This window comes from Paenalicyclobacillus ferrooxydans, assembly GCF_001399675.1.
In the GTDB taxonomy this organism is placed as follows: domain Bacteria; phylum Bacillota; class Bacilli; order Alicyclobacillales; family Alicyclobacillaceae; genus Alicyclobacillus_B; species Alicyclobacillus_B ferrooxydans.
Map to the genome: position 1 here is coordinate 174567 of NZ_LJCO01000011.1, position 24786 is coordinate 199352.

The 24786-nt window shown below is 53.9% G+C and carries 19 protein-coding genes; 16 read left to right on the top strand and 3 right to left on the bottom strand.

Going from position 1 to position 24786, the window contains the following annotated elements; translation table 11 throughout:
* The 4 genes from carA (at position 1) to pyrE (ending at position 5860) form a co-directional block, all read left to right on the top strand.
* Positions 1–1116, top strand: coding sequence for a glutamine-hydrolyzing carbamoyl-phosphate synthase small subunit (gene carA, locus AN477_RS02990; protein WP_054967675.1), 1116 nt, complete (start codon positions 1–3; stop codon positions 1114–1116).
* The gene (carB, locus tag AN477_RS02995; RefSeq protein WP_054967676.1) at positions 1100–4357 is read left to right on the top strand and encodes a carbamoyl-phosphate synthase large subunit; all 3258 of its coding nucleotides are present in this window, start codon (positions 1100–1102) and stop codon (positions 4355–4357) included. Before carA ends, carB begins: the two co-directional genes overlap by 17 nt.
* Positions 4329–5096, top strand: coding sequence for an orotidine-5'-phosphate decarboxylase (pyrF, locus tag AN477_RS03000; protein WP_245631694.1), 768 nt, complete (start codon positions 4329–4331; stop codon positions 5094–5096). The genes carB and pyrF overlap by 29 nt, the downstream gene beginning before the upstream one ends.
* A 98-nt stretch (positions 5097–5194) precedes the next feature.
* Positions 5195–5860, top strand: coding sequence for an orotate phosphoribosyltransferase (gene pyrE, locus AN477_RS03005; RefSeq protein WP_245631695.1), 666 nt, complete (start codon positions 5195–5197; stop codon positions 5858–5860).
* A gap of 162 nt (positions 5861–6022) precedes the next feature.
* Here the strand turns inward: pyrE and AN477_RS03010 are convergent, their stop codons facing one another.
* Complete coding sequence (locus tag AN477_RS03010; protein WP_054967677.1) at positions 6023–6625, bottom strand: Rieske 2Fe-2S domain-containing protein; 603 nt, start codon at positions 6623–6625, stop codon at positions 6023–6025.
* A 291-nt stretch (positions 6626–6916) separates the two neighbouring features.
* Positions 6917–8200, bottom strand: a complete 1284-nt coding sequence (locus AN477_RS03015; RefSeq protein WP_425388116.1) for a Glu/Leu/Phe/Val family dehydrogenase — start codon at positions 8198–8200, stop codon at positions 6917–6919.
* Between the two features lie 113 nt (positions 8201–8313).
* Here AN477_RS03015 and AN477_RS03020 point away from each other — a divergent pair, with 113 nt between their 5' ends.
* Complete coding sequence (locus AN477_RS03020; RefSeq protein ID WP_054967679.1) at positions 8314–9762, top strand: DUF2254 family protein; 1449 nt, start codon at positions 8314–8316, stop codon at positions 9760–9762.
* A 100-nt stretch (positions 9763–9862) separates the two neighbouring features.
* Here AN477_RS03020 and AN477_RS03025 read toward each other — a convergent pair whose 3' ends face one another.
* Entirely contained in the window at positions 9863–11695 is a 1833-nt protein-coding gene (locus tag AN477_RS03025; RefSeq protein ID WP_054967680.1) for an Rqc2 family fibronectin-binding protein, read from the bottom strand.
* A gap of 146 nt (positions 11696–11841) precedes the next feature.
* On the opposite strand from AN477_RS03025, the gene AN477_RS03030 reads away from it, so the two are divergent.
* The 11 genes from AN477_RS03030 (at position 11842) to rlmN (ending at position 24754) form a co-directional block, all read left to right on the top strand.
* Positions 11842–14550, top strand: coding sequence for a calcium-translocating P-type ATPase, SERCA-type (locus AN477_RS03030; RefSeq protein WP_054967681.1), 2709 nt, complete (start codon positions 11842–11844; stop codon positions 14548–14550).
* 194 nt (positions 14551–14744) lie between these two features.
* Positions 14745–15611: a YicC/YloC family endoribonuclease gene (locus AN477_RS03035; protein WP_054967682.1), complete on the top strand. Its 867-nt coding sequence runs from the start codon at positions 14745–14747 to the stop codon at positions 15609–15611.
* Positions 15612–15640: 29 nt separating this feature from the next.
* The gene (gene remA / locus AN477_RS03040; protein ID WP_054967683.1) at positions 15641–15907 is read left to right on the top strand and encodes an extracellular matrix/biofilm regulator RemA; all 267 of its coding nucleotides are present in this window, start codon (positions 15641–15643) and stop codon (positions 15905–15907) included.
* 78 nt (positions 15908–15985) lie between these two features.
* Positions 15986–16591, top strand: coding sequence for a guanylate kinase (gene gmk, locus AN477_RS03045; RefSeq protein ID WP_054967684.1), 606 nt, complete (start codon positions 15986–15988; stop codon positions 16589–16591).
* A gap of 80 nt (positions 16592–16671) precedes the next feature.
* Positions 16672–16878, top strand: coding sequence for a DNA-directed RNA polymerase subunit omega (gene rpoZ, locus AN477_RS03050; protein WP_054967685.1), 207 nt, complete (start codon positions 16672–16674; stop codon positions 16876–16878).
* 100 nt (positions 16879–16978) lie between these two features.
* A complete protein-coding gene (gene coaBC / locus AN477_RS03055) occupies positions 16979–18208 on the top strand; it encodes a bifunctional phosphopantothenoylcysteine decarboxylase/phosphopantothenate--cysteine ligase CoaBC (RefSeq protein ID WP_054967686.1) in 1230 nt (409 codons plus the stop codon).
* Positions 18205–20712 carry a primosomal protein N' gene (gene priA, locus AN477_RS03060; RefSeq protein ID WP_054967687.1) on the top strand — a complete coding sequence of 836 codons (2508 nt, stop codon included), beginning with the start codon at positions 18205–18207 and terminating at the stop codon, positions 20710–20712. Before coaBC ends, priA begins: the two co-directional genes overlap by 4 nt.
* A gap of 57 nt (positions 20713–20769) precedes the next feature.
* Positions 20770–21246 (top strand): peptide deformylase, encoded by a 477-nt coding sequence (gene def / locus AN477_RS03065; RefSeq protein WP_054967688.1) that lies wholly within the window; start codon positions 20770–20772, stop codon positions 21244–21246.
* On the top strand, positions 21247–22224 hold the full coding sequence (gene fmt / locus AN477_RS03070) for a methionyl-tRNA formyltransferase (protein ID WP_054967689.1): 978 nt from the start codon (positions 21247–21249) through the stop codon (positions 22222–22224). It abuts the gene before it with no gap.
* Positions 22221–23690 carry a 16S rRNA (cytosine(967)-C(5))-methyltransferase RsmB gene (gene rsmB / locus AN477_RS03075; protein WP_054967690.1) on the top strand — a complete coding sequence of 490 codons (1470 nt, stop codon included), beginning with the start codon at positions 22221–22223 and terminating at the stop codon, positions 23688–23690. Before fmt ends, rsmB begins: the two co-directional genes overlap by 4 nt.
* Positions 23691–23704: 14 nt before the next feature.
* A complete protein-coding gene (rlmN, locus tag AN477_RS03080; RefSeq protein WP_054967691.1) occupies positions 23705–24754 on the top strand; it encodes a dual-specificity RNA methyltransferase RlmN in 1050 nt (349 codons plus the stop codon).
* Positions 24755–24786: the final 32 nt, after the last annotated feature.

Here is a 24786-nt window from a genome sequence, read left to right on the forward strand (position 1 = left end):
ATGGCATATGAACAAACGACTGCCCGTTTGGTTTTGGAAGACGGTCAAGTTTTTGAAGGACAGTCATTCGGTGCAAACGGCGAATCTTTTGGAGAGATTGTCTTTAACACTGGGATGACGGGATATCAGGAAGTGTTGACTGACCCGTCGTATTACGGCCAAATCGTGACCATGACCTATCCACTGATTGGGAATTACGGTGTCAACGTAGATGATGTTGAATCACGGGGACCCAACGTTCGGGGCTTCGTGGTCCGCGAGTTCAGCGAAATTCCAAGCCATTTCCGCAGTATGGACAGCATCTCTGGGTACCTGAAGAAAAACGGCATTCTCGGCATTGCGGGTGTAGACACTCGAATGATTACGAAGAGTATTCGCAGCGAAGGCACCATGAAGGCTGTGCTTACGACGGAAAATACCCCGGTCGAAGAACTTCTTGCGAGGCTCTCTGAACCGTTTGCAAGGGACCAGATTGACCACGTCACAACCCAGAGTACATATCGCTCCCCGGGCGGTGATCGCCGCATCGTGGCCATGGACTTCGGGATGAAATCAGGGGTTGTGCGCTCTCTGCTTGCCAGACACTGTGATGTGATTGTCGTCCCAGCAAGGACAACGGCCGAGGAAGTGCTGTCTTGGCAGCCTCATGGTGTGATGTTGAGCAACGGCCCTGGCGACCCGGAAGACGCGCCGTATGCGATTGAAACCGTCAAAAAGCTGATGGGCAAGGTACCGATTTTCGGGATCTGTCTTGGGCATCAACTGATTGCGCTCGCTTCAGGCGCGCGAACGGAGAAACTTCGGTTCGGCCACCGCGGTGTCAATCATCCGGTCAAGGACCTGAAGACCGGACGGATCGCCATCACCTCACAGAACCATGGTTACGTGGTTGCGCCGGAGTCTCTCGAGGGAACAGACCTCGTCCTCAGCCATGTCAACCAAAACGATGGTACCGTGGAAGGTCTCGTGCACAGGCACCTGCCTGTCTTCTGTGTTCAGTACCATCCGGAAGCCCGTCCAGGTCCGGATGACTCAGATTACCTGTTTGACGATTTTATGAAGATGGTGGATGACTACAGAGCCGGGAGGTGGGTTTCCTATGCCGAAGCGGAGTGATTTAAAAAAAGTGATGGTGATAGGCAGCGGCCCCATCGTGATTGGGCAGGCGGCAGAGTTCGACTACGCAGGTACTCAGGCCTGTCAGGCCCTTCGTGAAGAAGGTCTTGAGGTGGTGTTGGTGAACTCCAATCCAGCCACGATTATGACGGACCCGGATATCGCCGACAAGGTGTACATTGAACCGTTGACACCGGAATTCGTTGCCCAGATTTTGAGAAAGGAACGGCCCGACGGCCTGCTTCCGACACTTGGCGGCCAAACAGGACTGAACATGGCTGTACAGCTGGCAGAAATGGGTGTCCTCGATGAAGTCGGCGTTGAACTCCTTGGCACACAACTGCACAGTATTCGGGAAGCGGAAGACCGCGAACGCTTCCGGGCCTTGATGGCAGAGCTTGGACAGCCGGTGCCAAAGAGCGAGATCGTCACATCGCTGGAAGAAGCCAGAGAGTTCGCCCGCCAAATCGGGTTTCCAATTATTATCCGCCCGGCTTACACCCTCGGCGGTACAGGCGGCGGTATCGCGAGTGATTGGGAAGAGTACGAGGAAATCACGGAACTGGGCTTGCGTCTCTCGCCAATCCATCAGGTGCTTGTTGAACAAAGCATTGCAGGATACAAGGAGATTGAATACGAGGTCCTGCGCGATAGTGCGGATAACTGCATTGTGGTTTGTAACATGGAAAACATCGACCCGGTCGGTGTTCACACGGGCGACAGTATTGTTGTCGCACCGAGCCAGACCCTGTCTGATTCGGAATACCAGATGCTGCGTGCTGCAAGTCTCAAGATCATCCGGGCCCTGAAGATTGAAGGAGGCTGCAATGTTCAGTACGCGCTGGATCCACACAGTATGAACTACTACGTAATAGAGGTCAATCCTCGCGTCAGCCGGTCGAGTGCGCTCGCATCCAAAGCAACCGGATACCCGATTGCACGGGTCGCCACAAAGATTGCGGTTGGGTATCGCCTCGATGAAATCCAAAACCCGGTGACAAAGGAAACGTTTGCCGCCTTTGAGCCCGCACTCGACTACGTGGTTTCCAAAATCCCGCGTTGGCCTTTTGACAAGTTTAACAGCGCAAACCGTCGCCTTGGCACGCAGATGAAAGCCACCGGCGAGGTCATGGCGATTGGACGGACGTTTGAAGAATCAATGATGAAAGCCATTCGGTCGCTCGAACTTGGCGTTGATGCACTCTATATGGATGGTGCTTCAGAGTGGTCGGACAGTGACATCGAAAACCGGCTCCAACGCGCGGACGACGAACGGCTGTGGGTGATTGCTGAGGCATTCCGCCGCGGGTACACGATGGAGCAAGTCCACCAGTTGTCGAAGATTGACGTCTGGTTTCTCTACAAGTTCCGTCGACTCGTTTCCCTTGAACAGGAGCTCCTGGAAAGGGCGAAAACAGGGACACTGCAGGACTTCCTGATGAACGACAAGGACCTGTTCGCCGAAGTCAAACGCTCCGGTTTTCCGGACTCCGAAATCGCACGCATCTTCGATGTCGATGTGATGGCATTAACAGAAGCGCGCATGGACATGGGGATTGTTCCGGTGTACAAGATGGTCGACACCTGTGCCGGAGAATTCGCAGCTGCGACTCCCTATTACTACAGCAGCTATGAGCATCAAGATGAAGTGGAAGAGAGCTCTGGAAAGAAAATCGTGGTTCTCGGTTCGGGACCGATTCGAATCGGTCAGGGTATCGAGTTTGACTACTGTTCGGTCCATGCGGTGTGGGCCATTCGCAAAGCAGGGTATGAGGCCATCATCATTAACAACAATCCGGAGACGGTCTCCACAGACTTTAACACGTCCAATCGGTTGTACTTCGAACCCCTGCATCTCGAAGATGTTTTACATGTTATCTGGCGCGAAAAACCAGCAGGCGTGATTGTACAGTTTGGCGGACAGACGGCCATCAACCTGGCGGAACCGCTCGCCCGTGCAGGGATTCCGGTGATTGGAACGTCAATTGAAGACATCGATGCTGCGGAGGACAGAGAGAAGTTTGATGCACTTTTGAGTCGCCTCGACATTCCAAGGCCGCGCGGCTTCTCTGTGACCTCGCTGAACGAGGCATTGACCGCAGCAGGAGAACTCCACTATCCGGTACTTGTGCGGCCCTCCTACGTGCTTGGAGGACGGGCGATGCAGATTGTGGACTCGGATGATGAACTCCGTACCTACATGGCAGAAGCATCGCAGGTATCGAGGAAACACCCGGTCCTCGTCGACCGCTATTTGATGGGCGTTGAAGTCGAAGTCGACGCTATCAGCGACGGGGAGACAGTTATCATACCAGGCATTATGGAGCATATCGAACGGGCCGGGGTTCACTCCGGAGACTCCATTGCGGTGTATCCTTCACAGTCCCTGTCTGAAGATGTACGGCAGCAGTTGGTGAACTACACTATCAAAATCGCACGCGGACTAAACGTAAAAGGACTCGTGAACATCCAGTTTGTGGTTCAGGAGAATCAGGCGTACGTGCTTGAGGTCAATCCACGTTCGTCGCGAACGGTTCCATTTTTATCAAAAGTCACCGAGATTCCGATGGTCGACCTTGCGATGCATGCTGTCCTCGGAGGCTCCTTGCAACAGCTCGGTTACGAGAGCGGGTTGGTGCCTGAACCGAACTTCGTCTCCGTGAAGGTGCCTGTGTTCTCCTTCGCAAAACTGCGCCGTGTTGATATCACACTCGGTCCGGAGATGAAGTCAACAGGTGAGGTCATGGGTCGCGAGCGGACATATGCAAAAGCGCTCTATAAAGGACTGATTGCCTCAGGTATGGTAATCCCCATGCACGGGACACTTTTAGCCACCATCTCGGACAAGGACAAGGATGAGGCGTGGCCGATTTTGCGCGGATTTGCCGAACTGGGATTCCGCATCGCAGCAACTGAAGGAACCGCGAAATACCTGCGCAGCCGGGGACTAGAGGTTCGCGTTGTGAACAAACTTGCCCAGGGCACGCCGAACCTGGCTGATGACATCCGCGATGGCCGTATTCAACTGGTAATCAACACCCTGACCAAAGGGCGTAAGCCTGAGCGGGATGGTTTTCGAATTCGGCGGACCGCGGTGGAGAACGGCGTCCCTTGCCTGACGTCCCTGGATACGGCAGCATCACTGCTTGAAGTGCTGTCCACCATTCGGTTTGCTACGGTTCCCATCAGTGCAGGACAGGAGGCAGGCTTGCATGTCAGAAGTGCAAAATCCCGTGCATAAAACAGAGTTGCCAGACCTGAGTGAATCGGTCTACGACGACGTACGGGCACGTTCCTACGTGGCACTTGACGTGCCCTCGATGATGGATGCTCGTGCGATTGTCGATGAGCTGGGAGATGCGGTGGACGGTTACAAAGTAGGTCTAGAGCTGTTTTACGCAGATGGTCCTCGTGTCATCGACATGCTCGCCGTTCAGAAGAAACGGATCTTTCTTGACATCAAGTTGCACGACATCCCAACGACCGTTGCTCACGCTCTGCGTGTTGTCTGTGACTGGCCGATAGAAATGGTCAACGTTCACAGTGCTGGTGGACCAGCCATGCTGACAGCGGCCAGAGAAGCAGTGGACAAAAGTGCACACCGCCCGCTATTAATCGGGGTGACAGTACTGACAAGCTTATCGGAAAACGATTTGTCACTTTTGCAGCTGCCGGATGGAAAACAGCTGGTGGTTTCATGGGCTCAGCTGTGTAAAAAAATGGGCCTCGATGGGGTTGTGACGTCTGCGCTTGATGTGGAGGCAGTGAACGAGGCCTGTGGAGGGACATTCGTTACCGTCGTGCCGGGGACGCGTCCGTCTTTTGCCAAGCAGAACGACCAGAGCCGGGTTTTGTCACCTGGTGAAGCGCTCAGGAAGGGAGCAGGTCGTCTAGTCCTCGGGCGGGCTGTTACGACCGCAGATGATCGCAGAACTGCACTCCGTGCAATTTGGGACGAAATGAGAACTGCATTGACCTGAATTACTTGCGGTAACCGCAGCTTGACTTGAAAAACAAGCTCTATTCGCACCTTGCGGGCTGTTTGGCGCAGGTGCGAATAGGGACGGGAGGACATCAAATGGCCATTGAAATGCATTCACTCACAGCCCCCGAGTGGGCTGGAGCACAGGAACTCGCACGAGCACTGCTTCAGATCAAGGCCGTGGAGATTCGACCGAACGACCCGTTTACATGGTCATCCGGATGGAAGTCTCCGATTTACTGTGACAATCGTATGATTCTGGCCTATCCGCTGTGTTTTGAAATGGTGGAAACGGGCTTTGTGGAGACGATTCGTAAGCTCACGCCCGGTGTAGACGTTATCGCAGGGACAGCAACTGCCGGCATCCCTCATGCGGCAGCCATTGCGCGAAAACTAAACCTCTCGATGGCTTACGTGCGAAGCAGTGCTAAGGGCCACGGCAAACAAAAACAGGTCGAGGGACGAGTGTCTAAAGGGTTGTCCGCCGTCGTCATTGAGGATACCCTGTCCACTGGCAGATCAGCCTATGAAGCCGTCGAGGCGTTGAAATCAGAAGGCATGAATACCCTTGCCGTGTTGTCCATTTTCTCCTACGATTTCCCGGCGTCTCAAGAGAGAGCAGATGCCGCGCAGGTTACACCGTACCGTTTGTTGGGATACGATACCTTGATTGCAACAGCTGTCTCCGAAGGCTACGTGGACCCTGCATACGTAGAAGCCCTCACCAAGTGGCGACTTCACCCGGAACAATATGGTCAGTAACAACAAAAAAGACTGCACTGAAAAGAACCTGCCAAAAAAGAAGCGCCAAAAAGTGATTACGAACAAGGCATACCGAAAAGGCTGCCCGTGAGCTTTGCTCAAGGCAGCCTTTTTTCACGTTTGACTGTGTTATGGCGCCAAGATTGCGCCGTGTATGAATAGTTATGATACCGTTGGGTTGGGGTTGTAATCCCAAGTTGCGTCTGTCCGCTTAAATGTTGAGCCAACTAAAATGCTTCCATCACTGTTAATCTTGTAGGTGTACAAATCGAGCGGGCGAGGAGCCGGTGACGACGGGGTATTTACGCCGTACTTGTTATAGTGGCTCCCGTGGCACGGGCAGAAAAACCAGACGTCGTGACCCACGTCGGATGCCATGAACTTCGGCTGCGGCTGATCAGAGCCTTCAACGTGACAACCCAGGTGAGTGCACACGTGAGACATGATCATGAGCTTGTTTTGGTACTTAATGACGTAGACGTCATTGGCCTTGTCCTGGGAGTTCCACGCGTCATCAATATGTTCTTGAAAATTCACGTGAAGCGGGTATTGGTCATTGAAGTCCGATACCTTCCAGGTTGTCTTGGAGAACGACCCTGAAGCCGAACGGTGGATTGGGTCGAAAGCGCTGACGACCATTGGAGCCGCAATCAAGGTCCCCATGAACGCGCCCGTTCCCCCCAAGACATAGCTCAAAAACTGACGTCGCGTAAGCCCCGTAGACTGCTCATCAGGGGTTTGATTGGACGTCTCTTTGTCGGCCATTCCTGTTCCCTCCTTACTGGAGTATCTTACAGTAGGATTGCTGTGGTCCATGATGTTTCACGCATAAAATTAAAATAAGGGCATGGATCCCCTACAGTTTAACATAGTTCTCTGATGGGATTGTAGTAAGCGAATAAATTGAAACTCGCAAATGACGAAGATTTAGCAAATCGTTCATCATTAGTCCCAGAAAATGACGAGCGCTCATCCACACGGAGATATCCTACGTGGATGAGCGCTTGTGTTTTTACGCTGGATGTGATTTACGACGGTGTAATCCGAACTCTACTTTTATACCCAACCGCGCCACCGCATGGCTTCTGCGAATGGTTTCATACCAACCATGTACGCAGCCAGTCGGGTTGGCACTTGATATCGCCGTGCGGTTTTCAGGATGTTCTGTGTGGATGAAACCATCATGTCCGTCAATCGCTGGTTGACTTCTTCTTCCGTCCAGTAAAATCCCTGACTGTTTTGGACCCATTCGAAGTAGGAGACTGTGACACCGCCCGCGTTGGCCAGGACATCCGGGATAATCAGGACACCGCGTTCGTTCAAGATCTCATCTGCTGCGGGAGTTGTCGGTCCGTTGGCCGCTTCAACCACCATAGAAGCCTTGATCTCGTGCGCATTCGAAGCGGTAATCTGGTTCTCCAGCGCAGCGGGGACGAGCACGTCGCAGTCTTGGACGAGAAGTTCCTCGTTACTCATCACGTGGCTGTAGTTCGTTGTCACCATCCCGAACGAGTCTCGCTTGTCCACTAAAGACGGGATATCAAGGCCTTCGATGTCGTACAAACCACCGCCGGCATCGCTGATGCCAACCACCTTGACACCCATTTCGTGCAGAATGAGTGCCACATTGCTTCCGACATTACCGAATCCCTGCACAATCACCTTGAGCTCCGTCAATGTCTTGCCGAGTGCTGCCGCACCTTCCTGCATGGCAACAACGACGCCGTACGCCGTTGCCTTTTCACGCCCGCGTGAACCTCCGAGGACAAGTGGCTTACCGGTGATAAACCCTGGTGAATCGTATTCGCGGATTCGACTGTATTCGTCATACATCCAAGCCATAATCTGCGGGTTGGTGTACACGTCTGGTGCTGGTACGTCTTTGGTCGGTCCGACAATCTGGCTCACTGCTCGCACGTAACCTCTGGCTAGACGCTCCTGTTCACCGATGGACATGGTCCTCGGATCGCAAATAATCCCGCCTTTGGCACCGCCATAAGGGAGGTTGAAAATGCCGCACTTGATACTCATCCATATAGAGAGGGCCTTCACCTCACCGAGCGTGACATTGGGGTGGAACCGAATGCCGCCTTTGGTCGGGCCCACAGCATCGTTGTGTTGCGCCCGATAGCCTGTGAACACCTCGGTGTGTCCATCATCCATTCGGACAGGGATACGAACAGTCAAGACCCGAATCGGTTCTTTCAATAACTCGTACACCGTTTCCGAATAGCCAAGTCGTGTCAGAGCACTGTGCACAGCCTCTTGCGTGTTAATGAGCACATCTTCACCTGGTGCCGGCATATTTGCTCCGGCCGCCAATCGCTTTCCGACGTTCATAGCCATACTGGATGAACGCTCCTCTCCCGCGTTGCCGTGTTCAAAACTTCCCGTTTCATAATAGAACAGACGGGGCACGATGAAAAGTATACATTTCCGCTTGAGGTGGACCCGTGATACCGAGACATGCTTTTAAGGAAATACACCGTATTGTACGCGACGGAACCTCATCGTCTGTCTTTCATCTGTTTTTTGCAGCCTTGGTTACGGTGATTGTGTTTTTATACTCTCCATCTATCTTCTCTGGTGACACAGACACGGCACGCAACTATCTGAATACGATTGTCTCATCGCTGTCAACCATTCTGGCGCTGTGTATATCCATCATCCTGGTTGCCATCCAAATGACAGCGGGGAATTACACACACCGTGTGCTCGACTTTTACGTACGCTTGCCCTACAACGTGTCCCTATTCTTTTTTTATCTGGCTGCCATTATGCACAGCCTGTTTCTCATGGCAAGGATTCGGGACCCGCTGAACGATCCGCTGCCGACCAATCTGTCCCGGGAAATGAGCGCTGATTTGGTACTCGTGGTCATTTGCTTCTTCAGTTTGCTCCTCTACATGTACGCGGTGGTGCAGCTGCTGAAGCCGGACCGGATCATCGAGTTGATTGTGCGTGAGTACAACCGGGCTTTCCAACATGGACGTCTGCGAGCAGCCCTCGACAGCGTGGAACAGATCTGTGACATTGCCAAGCGTGCGTCGTCTTTCAGCGATTCTGTAACCGGAACGCACTGCCTCGACGTAATGAGCCAGATTGCTGCACGTCTCCCGTTGCCAAAGCGGGAGGACGATCCGTTGTCGATGATTCACGGGAACATGGTCGATCAGTGGGTGGAAATTGTCGGCGTCGCTGTTAAAGAACGCGACACAGCGGTTTTGACAGGCGTTCTCAACGCGCTTTCTCAGCAGGGGGTGGTCTACGTCGAAGCTGACTCCTGGCGTGGTGCCGAGCTTGTGATTCGCGCGTACCGGAAGTTGTTATCGACACACTTGCTGACAGACGGCCACGCAGCCTACATCGAAGCGGTCGTGAAACGTCTCTATCAGTTGTCAGCCTTGTCTGCGACAAAGGGGGCGCGCGGCCAGACTTTTGCACTTCGAACTTGGCATATCGCGCGGGCTATCGGGGAGGCATCGGTTGCGGCCAATCCGTCGGCGGTAGGCTCTTTGGCTCGCGTTTTTCTAATGACAGAAACCTTTCATCAGACGCTGAACAGCATGACAGATAGAGTGGAATGGATGGAGGCGTTGGTCTGCTATTTTCAGCTGTGGAAGGTGTTTGTGCCTCATGCATCGAGATCGGACGCGGCACAGTGGGGAGATTGGTGGATGAAAGGAGCAGAGGATGAGACACGCGAGTTTGGCATTCAATTGGCGTTTGCATTGACCTGCCATCTTCGCTTGCCTGAGGTGCGGGAGACACTGACCTATGTTTGGGCAGTGGTCCCGCATGACATCACCCGTCCGCTAAAAGACCGGCTGACACGGTATCGCTTAGCCTTGTTTGATGGCTGGCCGATTCCGAGCGTCCGCTCTGCGCTTCCAAAGCAGTAAGTGCAACTCCATCAGTAAGTGCAACCCCATCAGTTACGTGCCACCCAATCACGACGTGCCACTCACTCTAACGCTCTGGTGGGCAAAACGGGTCGCCGGTTCAGGGACGGGCAATCGCGTCGATGAGTGACTTATCAGGTGTCGCATAAAGGGTCTTTTGATGGTCGTAAAGCACGTGACCGGGCCGCGCGCCGTTTGGCTTCCAGACGTGGCGCGTCTCGGTGTAGTCGACGGGCACATTGACGGATGTCCGCAATTTACTGAAATACGCCGCCAACAGAGCAGCTTGATGTAACGTGGCTTCGGGTATTGTCCGACGTTCCGTCTGGATGACAACGTGGGATCCAGGGGCGTCTTTGACGTGAAGCCAGATGTCGTCCTGTTGACTCCACTTCAGGGTCAAACGGTCGTTTTGCAGGTTGTTGCGCCCAACGCGGATCCGAAATCCATCCACACTGAGGTACTCCTCAGGCTTGCCGATGTCGTCGTGGGCCTTCGCCTTTGCGCGACTTTGACGTCCCTGATTCCTTGCGTCGCGTTTCCTGTTGAGGAAGCCCTGACGTTCCAGTTCTGTTCGAATCGCCCCATATCCACTTGGTTCTGTCTGTTCAAGCAGCGCGAGCACACTTTCCAAGTAGTTGATATCCTCAGTCGTCTGTGCGATTTCTTCCGCAATCAAGGGAATCGCCCGCTTCTTTTTGCTGGCGGTTTTAAAGTAGTGTGTCGCGTTCTGCGTCGCCGATAAGGCTGGGTTCAGATGAATCTCCAGCGGGTTGTCGTCGTCGTAGAAGTTTGGCAGCGTCACAGACGAAGCACCCTTCTCCACTTGATATGCAAAAGCCATGAGCACTTCTCCGTAGATACGCGGCGTCTCGGAATCGAGACTTTCAAGGCGCTCGTTCTCCAGCTTGACCAGCTTGCCGCGAAGCTTGTCTAGACTTTCCGTCACAGAGCGTGTGATATTTCGCTGTTCGGCGGAGAACTGACTCATTGTGAGTGCTGACTGGTACAGTTTCTCAAGCGCTTCGTCATAGGAGTCCATGTTGACAACCCGTGTTTGGGACAACATTCGAAAAGGCGCAGCTGCGATGGTTTGCCCAAGTTGGTCCTCAGCAACGGTTGCGGGTTCTTTCCTATTGACAGCTTCGTCGTAAATCTGCCGAAGTGCGAGCAACAGTTGCTCTGCAAAACGCGGTGCTTCCTCGGCAGTGATTGTCCAAGCATCTGTCACTGCAGGGGCCTTGACACCTGTCTCTGCCACCTGACCATCGCGCGCTCGAAAGAGAGCTTCACGGACCGTCTCCGGACCTGAACCCTGAAGCTGAGACATCACGTTGCGCTCCACCTGCTTTCGTGTTTGCGCATTCGCCAGAGAATCGACGAGCATCTGAGATTTAAGGTCCTCAATGGACAGTTTGTCTTGCGGCGGCGGAGCCGTGTAGAGGTGTCCTGGCAAGACAGGGCGCACTCGGCTCATGTCAGGTGTGACATGGACAATCGAGTCGACGATTTTACTCGGGTTCCCAGCTTCATCAGCCTGACAGAAGACGAGGTTGCTGTGTTTACCCATCACTTCAAGTATCAAATGATACTTCACGAGATCGCCGAAGTCGTTCTGTGCCTCAATCTCAAGCCCCAAAATGCGCTCCCAACCCGGTTGCCAGACGCTGATAATGCGACCGCCTTCAATGCGTCTGCGCAGCAGCATACAGAACATCGGCGGATCTTGCGGATTGTTCGGGCGGATGTGGCGAAGCACGTGCGCACGCGCCATTTGACGATGCGCGCTGAGCAAAATCCGTTCGTTTTTGCCCCCGGTCCGAAGTGTCAATACCAGTTCTCGTGCAGAGGGCTGATGCACTTTATCAACTCGCGCTCCGGCAAACCATGACTGCCATTCATTTGCGAGCACGTGAATCCCTAAACCGTCCATTCCATTGCCTCCTCGTTTCCGAGTATAACGGCCCTGCTTCGGCCCCGCAATGAATGTGCTTTGAGGCGCTCGTGTCTTGTTGGACATGTTTTGCGGGAGACAAGCATAGAGATTACGAGACACCAATCGCAGAAGGGGTGGCTTCGGTGGAGAAGAGCTGGCATTCGTTACCCGCCTCCGACTGCCTGAACTTGTTGTCAACGTCTGAAGACGGGCTGACAATCGAGCAGGTGGAGGAGCGTCGTGAGAAAGTGGGCTTGAATCAGCTCGTTGAGGGCCAACAAGTCTCACTGCTCACTATCTTTTTGAACCAGTTTCGCGACTTTATGATCATTGTATTGTTGGCCGCCACCTTGATCTCAGGGTTGCTTGGGGAGTACATGGACGCGATTACAATTGTGGCCATCATTATCCTCAATGGCATTCTCGGCTTCATCCAAGAGGTCAAGGCAGAGCGGTCGCTCGCGGCGCTTAAGGAGCTGACGGCTCCGATGGCGCGCGTGAGAAGAGCTGGGAAGATCGAGACCATTCCCGCAAAAGATTTGGTCCCGGGTGACATCGTACTCCTTGAGGGAGGAGACAAGGTGCCTGCCGACGGACGAATCATCAAGTCTCCCGGGCTCGATGTCGAAGAATCATCGCTCACCGGTGAATCGGTGCCTGTCATGAAACACGCAAACAAACATGTCGACGAAGCATCGCCGATTGGCGATCGGATCAACATGGTCTACATGGGCACGCTGGTCACCCGCGGCAAGGCAGAGTTTGTCGTCACGGAGACCGGAATGAGCACAGAGATGGGCAAAATTGCGGGCCTGATGCAGGCGTCAGAGGAGAGCTTGACACCACTTCAGAGGCGGCTTGACCAACTCGGCAAACTCCTGGTTTGGGTGTCCCTTGCCATCACGGCATTGGTTGTCGTCACTGGTGTGCTGCACGGGAACGGCCTCTACAACATGTTCCTGGCCGGTGTGTCCTTGGCCGTTGCAGCGATTCCGGAGGGGCTCCCTGCGATTGTCACAATTGCACTCGCCCTTGGCGTGCAGCGGATGATCAAAAGAAACGCCATTGTCCGCAAACTGCCTTCCGTTGAGACACTTGGCTGCGCGACAGTTATCTGTTCTGACAAGACAGGAACGCTCACGCAAAACCGGATGACCGTTCAGCGCGTTTGGGTGGAGAACGAATGGTACAACGTAACCGGCACAGGTTACGATCCGACAGGTGAATTTATCTATGAGGAACGGGCAGTTCGAGCATTTCGACGAGAAGGTCTGAAGCGGCTGGTGGAAATCGGTGCCACATGCAACAACGCCATCATGAAATCGGTCCAGACCGAGCAAGGTGAAGAGTGGACATGCGATGGAGACCCAACGGAAGGCGCTCTTCTTGTTATGGCGAAGAAGGCCGGATTTGACGATCCGGAGAGCGTTTACCACAGAGTCGATGAGATTCCTTTTGATTCGGACAGGAAGTTGATGTCCGTTTTGGTGGAAGAGGGAGAAGACGTCTATCTGTTCGTGAAAGGCGCGCCTGATGTCTTGCTCGAACGTGCAACGAAACTTTACATCGGCGGCCGGGAAGAGGCACTTTCGAACACGACCAAGAAACAGATTGTTGCAGCCAATCAGCAGATGGCCGGTCAGGCTTTGCGCAACATTGCGTTCGGGTACCGGAAGTTCCGGAGCATCGAATCAGCGAAGGCAGAGCAAGACCCTGAGCAAAACGTTGTCTTCGTCGGACTGTGCGGTATGATTGACCCGCCCCGTCAAGAGGTATATGACGCGATTCAGAAGTGCCGGACGGCAGGCATCCGAACAGTGATGATTACCGGCGACCACCAGACTACGGCGACGGCAATCGCCAGGCAGCTAGAAATCATCCCCGAAGACGGCCTTGTTCTCACGGGGCGTCAACTGGACCAGATGTCGGATGAGGAACTCTCGGCCAACGTGGAAGATACTTACGTCTATGCCCGGGTATCTCCGGAACATAAGTTGCGCATCGTCAAGGCGCTTCAGGGACGCGGTGAAATCGTCGGCATGACGGGCGACGGAGTGAACGATGCACCAGCTATCAAACAGGCTGATATCGGCATTGCCATGGGTCAATCCGGTACAGACGTAGCGAAAGAAGCATCCGCCCTAGTGCTTGGCGACGACAACTTTGCAACGATTGTGGCTGCGGTCGAAGAGGGGCGCGGAATTTACGACAACATCAAAAAGTTTATCCGTTATCTCCTGTCTAGCAACGTGGGCGAGATTGTCACCATGTTCGTCGCGATGCTGGTGGGCTTGCCGTTGCCGCTGTTGCCAATTCAAATCCTGTGGGTCAACCTGGTCACGGATGGCCTTCCTGCGATTGCTCTCGGTGTTGATCCCGCTGAGAAGGACATCATGCAGCGCCCGCCGAGAGATGTGAACGAAGGCATCTTCGCCAAAGGATTCTCGGTCAAAATCCTCAGCCGTGGCATTTTGATTGGTGTAGTAACCCTGCTTGTGTTCCTGTGGGCTCTGCATACACAGCCGCAGAACCTGCCGCGCGCACATACCTTAGCGTACGCGACACTGACGATGGCCCAGTTCATCCTCGTCTTTGACTGCCGGAGTGTGGATGGCGGCATCTTGCGTCGTAATATTTTCGGAAACATGTGGTTGGTTTTGGCCGTGGCTGCATCACTTGGGTTATTCCTCCTCACCATTTACGTGCCGGGCATTGCAACTGTCTTTAAGACCGTGCCGCTGCATGGCATGGAGTGGGTGATTGTCCTGATCGCCGCTGCGATTCCGACGTTTGCGCTGTCGATTCGGCGCGTGGGACTCAGCGCCATGAAGACCAAAGTGGCGACACGCTGACAGCAAATGAGCTGATGTGCATCAGCACAGGACAGATGCTTACATCAAATTCATGATATTCATCAGGCAATCCCCTCTGAATCAGTCAGAGGGGATTCCTCGTGAAAACGGGAAGTACAGAGAGCATAGCAGAGCTAACTTGTACGAATCGTTTCTTATGAGGTAGAATAGTATCACGTTTGGGGGCAATCAAGATGCCGATTCACAGTATGACCGGTTACGGCCAAGCCGTGCTGGAACAAAGCGGATTTCGGGTCAGTGTGGAGTTAAAAACGGTGAACCATCGTTTTGCCGAGTTTCAAATTCGGTTGGCGAAGGAATACGCTGTGCTCGATGAAGCCATCCGGGATGTACTCAGTCATTTTGTTGCACGGGGCCGTTGTGATGGCTTTATTTCCATCGAATCTACCCGCGCGCGAGATAAACAGGTGACGGTGGACTGGGCCCTCTTGTCGGAGTTGGTCCGCGTTGAGCATGAGGCACATGCCCGCGGTTTCGAACTCGCACCGGTGAACTGGCTCACTGAAATGGACGTGCTGACGGTTGAGGCCGTGCAGGATGATGTGGACGAAGTGCGCGGCGTTACGCTGATGGCGGTCAGACAGGCGTGCGAAAACCTGGTTTTCATGCGGGCACGCGAAGGCGAAAGACTCGCTGCCGATCTGCACCAGAAGCTCGTGAACCTTGAGGAAACCATTCAAACACTGACGCAGTCTTCGCAAAGGACAGGCCAAAAAGTACGGGCGCGGCTGCTCGAACGAATGAAGGAGCTTCAGTTGAACGTTCCCGAGGATCGATTGCTTACGGAGGTTGCACTCCTTGCAGAACGATCCGCTGTGGACGAGGAGCTAGTCCGTTTGTCGAGTCACGTCAGAGAATTTTATCGCTCTTTGCAGGATGGAAGCCCTGTGGGTCGAAGACTAGATTTTGTGGTGCAAGAAATGCACCGCGAGGTCAATACGATTGCATCGAAAGCCTCTGACTTTGATATTTCGAAAGCTGTTGTTGATGCCAAAACAGTCATCGAACAGATGCGTGAGCAGGTTCAGAATATCGAGTGACCAGGGCCGCTACAGGAGGAATGGAGCGAGTGAGCATTAAACTAATCAATATTGGGTTTGGCAACATCGTTTCAGCCAACCGTATCATCTCGATTGTCAGTCCCGAGTCTGCGCCGATCAAGCGCATTATCCAAGAGGCCCGGGACCGCGGAATGCTCATCGATGCAACTTACGGTCGCCGTACGCGTGCAGTGATCATCGCTGACAGTGACCATGTGATTCTGTCGGCGGTTCAACCTGAGACGGTTGCTCATCGTCTGACGGCAAAAGACCAAATTGTAGAAGACGAGGAATGAGCACCACCGGGAATCAAGCCGAAAGGCCAGCAGTAACCCTGGAGACGGGCAATCACACTGAAGTCGAGGAATGATAGGATGTCAGATAAAGAGCAAGGGATATTGTTCGTTCTCAGCGGCCCTTCCGGGGCTGGGAAGGGTACGGTTTGCAAAGCGCTGATGCGCCGATTGCCGGAGATGTGTCTGTCCATTTCAGCCACAACGCGCCAACCGCGCGAAGGCGAGCAACACGGCGTCAATTATTTCTTTAAGACACGGCAACAGTTTGAATCGATGATGGCTTCCGATGATCTGCTCGAGTGGGCTGAGGTGTATGGAAACTATTATGGTACGCCGCGTGAATTTGTGGAGCAGAAACTTGCGGAAGGTCGCGACGTGTTGCTCGAAATCGACATTCAAGGTGCAATGCAGGTCAAAAAGAGTTACCCGAATGGCGTTTTTCTGTTCTTGATTCCTCCGTCCGCAATGGAGCTTGAAGCGCGTATCCTTGGCCGTGGGACTGAAACAGAGGACTCCTTTGCAACGCGTTTTGGCGCCGCTCGAAGTGAGCTGCAAATGATGAAGAAATACGATTACGTGGTCGTCAACGACGTCGTGGAAGCTGCATGTGAACGTATAGAGTCGATTATTACAGCCGAACACTGTAGTGTTGCGAGGAATCTTTTCCTCCTTCAGGAATGGTAAGTCACCAGGAATGGTAAGCCACGTGTCGTTTTTGATAGATAGCGAGGCATCACGAAGAAAACCAGCGCGGAGGGATCATTATGTTATACCCATCCATCGACAAGCTGATGGGGCTTGTTGACAGTAAGTACAGTTTGGTGGTAGCCACCTCAAAACGGGCGCGGAAGTTGCAAGACCGCGGATTGAATCAACCGGGCTCCTCGACAACGAAGAACGTCAGCCGGGCTTTGTGGGAGATATCTGACGGTCGGGTGCACTACTTTAAGACGAGAGAAGGAATTAAGTAGTCCGAGCGACATCTGCGCAGAACAACCGCTTTGGTTGTTCTGCTTTTCATGTTTTGAGTGGTTTCGCCTGTTGTCAGCATACGTGTAGGGGATGAGTCGGATGAATCAACGGATCTTACTTGCAGTTGGCGGAGGTATTGCGGCCTATAAAGCCGCTTCCTTGTGCAGCCTGCTGGTTAAACATGGGTACGATGTTCAGGTGCTGATGACACGAAATGCGACCGAATTTATTAAACCGCTCACGTTTCAGTCACTGTCCCGGAACCCGGTTGTTGTCTCGACGTTTGAAGAACCGAACCCGGCAGAAATCGCGCATGTTGCAATGGCGGACCGTGCAGATCTGTTTGTCGTCGCTCCGGCGACAGCAAACTTGATTGGCAAGTTGGCTCACGGCATCGCTGACGACATGGTCACAACGACTGCGCTCGTCTGTCAGGCGCCGCTGTTGATTGCACCGGCCATGAATGTGCACATGTATGACCATCCGGCTGTGCAAGAAAACCTGCGTATTCTCAGACAGCGCGGTGCCATCGTGGTTGACCCGGGAAGCGGTCCTCTTGCGTGCGGGTACACAGGAAAGGGACGGCTTGCCGAACCGGAAGAAATAAAGGACGTGGTGGATGCCGTTCTCACCCGGCAGTCGGATTTAAGCGATCTGCGTGTTTTGGTCACGGCAGGCCCTACTGTGGAAGATATCGATCCGGTGCGGTTTGTCAGCAACGGATCGTCCGGGAAAATGGGATATGCCATTGCAGAAGCAGCTGTGTCGCGGGGAGCCAAGGTCACCTTGGTGACGGGTCCTTCCCACCTGGAGCCCGTTGCAGGTGCCGAGATGGTCCGCGTCCGTTCCACTGAACAAATGAAAGACGCTGTGCTGAAGCGGCTGTCTACTGTGGATGCGGTGATTGGTGCTGCCGCGCCAGTCGACTTCCGTCCGGCAGAACGCTTTGACCAAAAATGGAAGAAGTCCGATGGGCTTCCGCAGATTGATTGGGTGCAGACCCCAGATATCCTGGCGTCAGTAGCGAAGGCAAAAGAGGCCCGTCACGTTGTAGTGGGCTTTGCGGCAGAGACGCGGGATGTGGTTTTGAACGCAGAGAAGAAGCTTGTCAGTAAAGACCTCGACTTTGTCGTCGGCAATCAGATCGGCGAGGAGGGTGTTGGATTCGGCACGGATACCAACCGTGTCATCATCGTCTCGAAAAACGGACCGGATCCTCTGCCGCTGATGTCCAAGCTGGATGTCGCCAACGAGATACTCAGCCGCGTGCGAATCGTTTTCGATGGTCGATTGGGTACGCGTGCAAGGAGGGAGACGGACCAGCTGTGACGGACCGCACCATCGCAAAAGTTGTTGTGGATGTTCGGACAAAGGCACTAAGCAGACCTTTTGACTACGTGGTGCCGGACGAGCTTCTGGCAGAGGCGAGGCGCGGACACAGGGTACTGGTGTCTTTTGGGCGCCAAGTCTGCCAAGGCTATGTTGTTGACATCATCAGAGAGACTGACGAGGCTGAGAGAAAGCTCAAACCCATCCTGACGCTGCTGGATGAAGAGCCCATCTTGTCGGACGAACTGCTGGCACTTTGTGAATGGATGACTGAACGATACATCTGTACGTTTCTGGAGGCCGTTCAAACTGTGCTGCCAGGTGCATTTCGGACCGTAACGAAACAGATGTACCGCCAGACGTCAGCAGCGACACGAGCCTTGGTGTCAGCGGGCGGGGGGATGGCCGTTCTGGATGCCAATACGGTGTCGCCAGAGCTTCACCGGTTGGTAGGGGCGCTTGACGGCAGAAGTCTGTCTGCTGAGCAGTTGGTGGCCCGTCTCGGCCAGAGTGCACTTCTCTATTTACCGCAGGCAAAAGCACTTGGACTGGTGGAAGACGTAGTTGTGGAGCGTGACAGGACCAGTGATAAGTTTGAAACCTTGGTGACAAGCTGTCTTTCCAAGGACGAGCTTCGAGCTGCCACTTCGGAACGGAGGAAGCGTGCACCAAAACAGGCCGAAATTCTCGAGCACCTACTAGGTCTCTCGGAAGAAAAGGATGCGGTTGCGCTCAGTGAGCTCGGACACCGTCCGTCGAGTCCGACTGTTGCTGCACTTGTCAGGGACAATCTGGTTCAACTAGTACAGCGTCAGGTGTTCCGGGATGAGCAGTGGTTAATGCAAGTGACGCAAATCGGGGAACGCGACACGTCACGGACGCTCACACAGTGGCAGCGGCAAGCGCTTCAGCTGATTGTGGCGAAGGTGCACCGTCGGAAGTTTGAAAAAGTGGTCGTGCACGGGGTTACGGGCAGCGGTAAAACCGAGGTTTACATGCAGGCTATCCACGCCTGTATCGATCTCGGTTTGGCGGCCATCGTGCTGGTCCCGGAGATCTCGCTGACGCCGCAAATGGTGCAACGGTTTACAATGCGCTTTGGCTTTACGGTGGCTGTGCTGCATTCCGGGTTGTCCATGGGGGAGCGCAAGGATGCATGGGCACGCATCCAGCAAGGGACCGCTAAAGTGGTCATTGGAGCCCGATCGGCAGTATTTGCACCCGTTCAAAACCTAGGTCTGATTGTAGTTGATGAAGAACACGAACCCTCCTATAAGCAAGATGAGACCCCGTTTTACGATGCGAGAGAAGTGGCTGAGCGCCGAAGCGCATTTTATGGAGCCACGGTAGTCTACGGTTCGGCGACTCCATCGCTTGCCGCCATGGCACAGGTTGAAGCCGGCGAGGCTGCGCTTGCGATGTTGCCATCACGCATCAACGGTGGGCCGATGCCTGTAGTAGAGGTTGTGGACATGCGCGAAGAGCTGAAGGCTGGAAACCGGTCTTTGTTCAGTGTCGCGATGACAGAGCGCCTTGAAGCCTGTGTGGAAAACGGCCACCAGGCCATCCTGTTTCTCAATCGCCGCGGGTATTCGGCATTCTTGCTGTGCCGAAACTGTGGAGAGCGGCTGTCGTGCCCGAACTGCGATATCTCTCTGACACTGCATCGCGGACGGAGCGGCGAGTGGCTAAAGTGTCACTATTGTGGATATACCGCTGAGGCGCCGAGTACCTGTCCAACCTGCAACGAGCCGGCGATGCGTCCGTTTGGGATTGGCACACAGCAAGTGGAAGAGCATCTACACCACCTCTGGCCAAGCTGGCGTGTTCTGCGGATGGACGTGGATACAACGAGACGCAAAGGCGCACATCATGAACTGATTACGCGGTTTGAACGAGGCGAAGCAGAGATTTTGCTTGGCACGCAAATGGTTGCCAAGGGGCTTGATTTTCCGAATGTGGCATTTGTCGGAGTCATCAGCGCGGATACAATGCTCGCGGTTCCTGACTACAGAGCCAACGAACGGACCTTTAATCTGCTCACGCAGGTCGCAGGTCGAGCAGGGCGTGCTGAGGTCTCTGGAACGACCGTGATTCAAACCTACCGCCCGGATCACTACGCCATTCTGGCCGCTGCACATCATGATTACGGGTCATTCTACCGGCGTGAGAAAGAGACGCGAGAGGCGTTCGCGTACCCTCCGTATCGAGAGTTGTCGTTGTTTTTGGCGACGCACCAGGAGGCGAAGCTGGCTGAAGGAGCCGCCAGGCGGTTTGAACGCGAGGTTCGCCGAAACCTTGGCTCTGACGATGCAGTCGTGTTGCCGGCTTCGCCGAGCGCGATTGGGAGGATTGAGAACCGATTTCGGTTTCAAGTTGTGGTAAAGTATTCACAGTGGAGCAGTGTCAAGTCTGCGCTCCATGCGGCATATACGTTGGTTGCCGATAAAATGCACGAGCTTGGCGGGACCTGTGTTCTCGATGTGAATGCAGGAAGAATGTAAATCTGCATTCGCTGCATGGTGCGGCGAGTGCGTTCGGATAGAGAGGAGTTTATCAAAGTGTCAATACGGATCATCCGTAAGGGGAAAGACCCGGTTCTCCGGCAAGTGGCAAAGCCGGTGCCAAAAGTGACGAAAGCGATTGAAAAGGTTCTTGATGACATGGCTGAGACAATGTATGAAGCAGAAGGTATTGGTCTCGCCGCAGTACAGGTTGGGATTCTGAAGCGTCTCGTCGTCGCTGATGTTGGTGACGGATTGGTTGAACTCATCAATCCGGAGATCATCGAGAGCAGCGGGTCACAACGGGCCTACGAGGGATGTCTATCACTGCCTGGCATTCGGGGTGAGGTAGACCGTGCGATGAACATCAAGGTGCGTGCTTGGAATCGACAGGAGGAGGAAATTGAGTTTGAAGCCACAGAGCTGTTTGCACGTTGCATTCAGCACGAGGTGGATCACCTGAACGGCATCCTGTTCACCGATTACCTGAAGCCTTCCGACATTGTTCAGGAAGACGAACTGGAGCGGGAATAAATGACAGACAAGATTCGCGTGGTCATGCTTGGTACGCCGGACTTCGCTGTACCTACCCTGAAGGCGTTGATGAACGCTCCGACCGTTGAAGTAGTCCTTGTGATCACGCAGCCGGACAGGCCGGTCGGACGCAAACGGCAGCTCACTCCATCACCCATCAAGCAGGCGGCAATCGAATACGGATTACCTCTTTTACAACCAGAGAAGGTGAGTGCAGCAGATTTTGTGGAACGACTCGAGACATACCGTCCGGATGTGATGGTAACGGCGGCATACGGACAGATTCTGTCCAATCGGTTGCTCGCTGTACCGCGGTACGGGTGTCTGAATGTCCACGCATCGTTGTTGCCTCGTTGGCGTGGAGCAGCGCCGATTCATCGTGCGATTTTGGCAGGAGACAGCGAGACAGGCGTGACCATCATGAAGACAGTCAAGGAGCTTGATGCAGGCCCGATCCTTGGGATGCAAGCTGTTGCAATCGAATCGTCCGATACGACTGGAGATCTGCACGACCGCTTGGCTGAGGTTGGTGCAGATTTGCTCGTCCGGTTATTGCCAGAATACACAGCGGGCAGACTGGTCCCAAGTGAGCAACCTGAGGCGGGCGTGACGTACGCACACCGGATCGTGCGCAAGGACGAGTGGATTGACCTTACGAATACAGTGGTGCAAGTACACAACCACGTTCGCGGCTTGTCTCCGTGGCCAGGGGCTGCCCTGCTGCATGGAGGACAACCCATAAAACTCTGGCGCACAGCGCTGCTGCCAGAAAACAGCGCAAACGATTCATTACCAGAGGGTTCCTCGGGTACAGTATGTATGACAAATGATGGTTCCGTCCGTTTGAAGTGCGAGGACGGATGGCTGGAGATCCTCGAAGTTCAACCGTCTGGCAAGCGCAAGATGTCAGCACGGGACTGGTTTCGAGGTCTGAGAATCGACAAGACTCAGTTTGAACCCGTGGAGGAAAACGGATGACCGCAGTGGCAAGGGCCAGCGCCTTCCGAATTTTGTGCGACATAACGGAGCACGGCAAGTACAGCAATGTTGCACTTTTGCAGCATTATCGAAAAACTGCACTCGATGAGCGGGACAAGGCTCTGTGTACAGAGATCGTGTACGGAACATTGCAGTATCAGAAGAGTATCGACGCACTCCTTGAGCCGCTGTGCAAGCGTGGGCTGGCTGGAATTGAGGAGCGCGTTCTTGTTATCTTGCGGATGTCCGTGTACCAACTTGGGTATCTAAGCCGGGTTCCACAGTATGCAGTTCTGAGTGATGCTGTTGACATCTGCAAAGGGGAAGTTCGCAAGGCTGCAGGCTTCGTCAATGGTGTGCTGCGGTCTTTTACGAGGGACAAGCGTTCGGTTGCTGACAAGCTGAAAGAGCGTGCTGGCCAGCAGTCCGACTTTGTCGGCCAAACGGCTATGGTATATTCCTACCCGGAATGGTTTGTCCGTGCTTTATTCGAACAGTTTGGCGAGGAACGGACGGTTGCCATTTTAGAGGCGGGCAATGAACGTTCACAGGTTGCCCTTCGGGTTAACGCAACCAAGTTAACACGAGACGCCTTCATTGAAAACTCTTCAAACGGCTCCGAGGACGCCCCCCGGGCTTCCGTGGTATCCCCTGTTGGGGTTCGCTTGTCGAAAGGGCTCGACGTCGAACGCTGGGATGCCTACCAAACCGGACTCGTCACCGTTCAAGATGAGGCCTCGATGCTGATAGCACCATTGCTTGGTCTCGAAGGCGATGAGAAAGTCCTCGACTTATGTGCCGGATTAGGGACGAAAACGACACAACTGCTTGAGCTGCAGGGCGGCACGGGACACGTAACGGCCGTTGACATTCACTTCCACAAGCTTGAGTTGTTGCGCCAGTCAGCACAGCGGCTCGGGCTCACGGGTGTCAAGACAGTTGTTGCGGATGCAAGGTCATTTCGAACCAATTCCCGCTACCGAAACGCTTTTGACGCGGTTTTGCTAGATGCGCCGTGCAGCGGGATGGGTGTACTGAGACGGCGGCCAGAGATTCGTTGGCGAAGGACGTTCGAGGAGAGTCGCAGCCTGTCGGCCTTGCAGGAAGAGTTGCTGGAAGCTGCGCTCGCTGCGGTACGTCCGGGTGGGGTCGTCGTCTATTCAACCTGCACACTGCTTAAGAATGAGAATGAAGATGTCGTCAGGGCTGTCGTTGCCAGACATGGTGACACTGTCATGTATGAGGATGTGACGGCCTGGCTTCCAGAAGGGGTCAGTACCAGGCTCAAGCTGGCGGATACTCAGGCAGCTACGGAGCAGGCTGCGCTTGAGAATGGTGCGGCTGAGAAGGCATCGACTGAGAAGGCTGCCGCGCCATTGCGGACTGATATTGGTGTGACCATTACGCCGGAATTGTTTGATACAGACGGATTTTACATGGCGAGGCTTCGAAAAAGAGACAGTTGAAGGGAGGCTGTGCAGTGATACATATTTACGATTTAACCCTGAGTGAGCTTGAAGCTTGGTTCGAAGCTGCAGGACAACCAGTTTACCGGGCGATCCAGGTCTATCAGTGGTTATATCAAAAGCGGGCAAAGTCGTTTCAAGTCATGAGTAACTTACCAAAGACACTGCGCGACCGATTGGCTGAGGAGATGGAAATCTCCCGTGCAAACGAGGTGACCAGGCAAACGTCCAAGGTCGACGGGACGGTGAAGTTTTTGCTTGAGTGGCCGGACCAAGTCACTGTCGAAACAGTTTTAATGCGGCATGACTACGGAAACAGCGTCTGTGTATCATCTCAGGTGGGATGTAAGATGGGGTGCACGTTCTGTGCGTCAACCCTTGGTGGAATGATTCGTCAGATGAAGGCGGGAGAAATGGTCGAACAACTGATGTACAGTCAGCACCTGCTTGATGAGCATGCGGGCCGTGTGTCGTCAATTGTGTTGATGGGGTCCGGAGAACCGATGGACAACTACGAGGAAGTCATGAAGTTCATCGACATTGTCAGTGATCCACATGGGCTTGGTATCGGGCAACGTCATATCACCATTTCGACGGTTGGCTTAGTGCCGGGCATTATGCGGTTGGCAGACGATGGCAGGCCGATCACGCTGGCTGTTTCACTGCACGCACCAAACGATGAACTCCGCGGAGCAATGATGCCGGTGAACAAGGCATACCCGATTGCCAAACTGATGGAGGCTTGTCATTATTATTACAATAAGACTGGAAAGCGGATTTCTTTCGAATACGCGTTAGTCGGAGGAAAAAACGACTCACTTGAGGAAGCAAGACAGTTAGCCGAGATTCTGAAAGGGCTGCCGAGTCACGTCAACCTCATTCCCGTGAACTATGTTCCGGAGCGGAATCTCGTCAGAACATCGAAGAATCAAATCTATGACTTTTGGAATGAACTGAAGCGCCTTGGCGTGAATGCCACGATTCGTCGTGAGATGGGCCACGATATATCTGCTGCGTGCGGACAACTGCGCGCTGAACACGCAGAACACGTGGAAAAGACATAACGCGGCGAGTCATTGTGTAAATGGTTTAGGCA

Bases quoted from the DNA above. Each gene is read 5' to 3' on its own strand.
- carA (WP_054967675.1), top strand. From the start codon at position 1: ATGGCATATGAACAAACGACTGCCCGTTTGGTTTTGGAAGACGGTCAA.
- carB (WP_054967676.1), top strand. From the start codon at position 1,100: ATGCCGAAGCGGAGTGATTTAAAAAAAGTGATGGTGATAGGCAGCGGC.
- pyrF (WP_245631694.1), top strand. From the start codon at position 4,329: ATGTCAGAAGTGCAAAATCCCGTGCATAAAACAGAGTTGCCAGACCTG.
- pyrE (WP_245631695.1), top strand. From the start codon at position 5,195: ATGGCCATTGAAATGCATTCACTCACAGCCCCCGAGTGGGCTGGAGCA.
- AN477_RS03010 (WP_054967677.1), bottom strand. From the start codon at position 6,625: ATGGCCGACAAAGAGACGTCCAATCAAACCCCTGATGAGCAGTCTACG.
- AN477_RS03015 (WP_425388116.1), bottom strand. From the start codon at position 8,200: ATGAACGTCGGAAAGCGATTGGCGGCCGGAGCAAATATGCCGGCACCA.
- AN477_RS03025 (WP_054967680.1), bottom strand. From the start codon at position 11,695: ATGGACGGTTTAGGGATTCACGTGCTCGCAAATGAATGGCAGTCATGG.
- AN477_RS03035 (WP_054967682.1), top strand. From the start codon at position 14,745: ATGCCGATTCACAGTATGACCGGTTACGGCCAAGCCGTGCTGGAACAA.
- gmk (WP_054967684.1), top strand. From the start codon at position 15,986: ATGTCAGATAAAGAGCAAGGGATATTGTTCGTTCTCAGCGGCCCTTCC.
- rpoZ (WP_054967685.1), top strand. From the start codon at position 16,672: ATGTTATACCCATCCATCGACAAGCTGATGGGGCTTGTTGACAGTAAG.
- coaBC (WP_054967686.1), top strand. From the start codon at position 16,979: ATGAATCAACGGATCTTACTTGCAGTTGGCGGAGGTATTGCGGCCTAT.
- fmt (WP_054967689.1), top strand. From the start codon at position 21,247: ATGACAGACAAGATTCGCGTGGTCATGCTTGGTACGCCGGACTTCGCT.
- rsmB (WP_054967690.1), top strand. From the start codon at position 22,221: ATGACCGCAGTGGCAAGGGCCAGCGCCTTCCGAATTTTGTGCGACATA.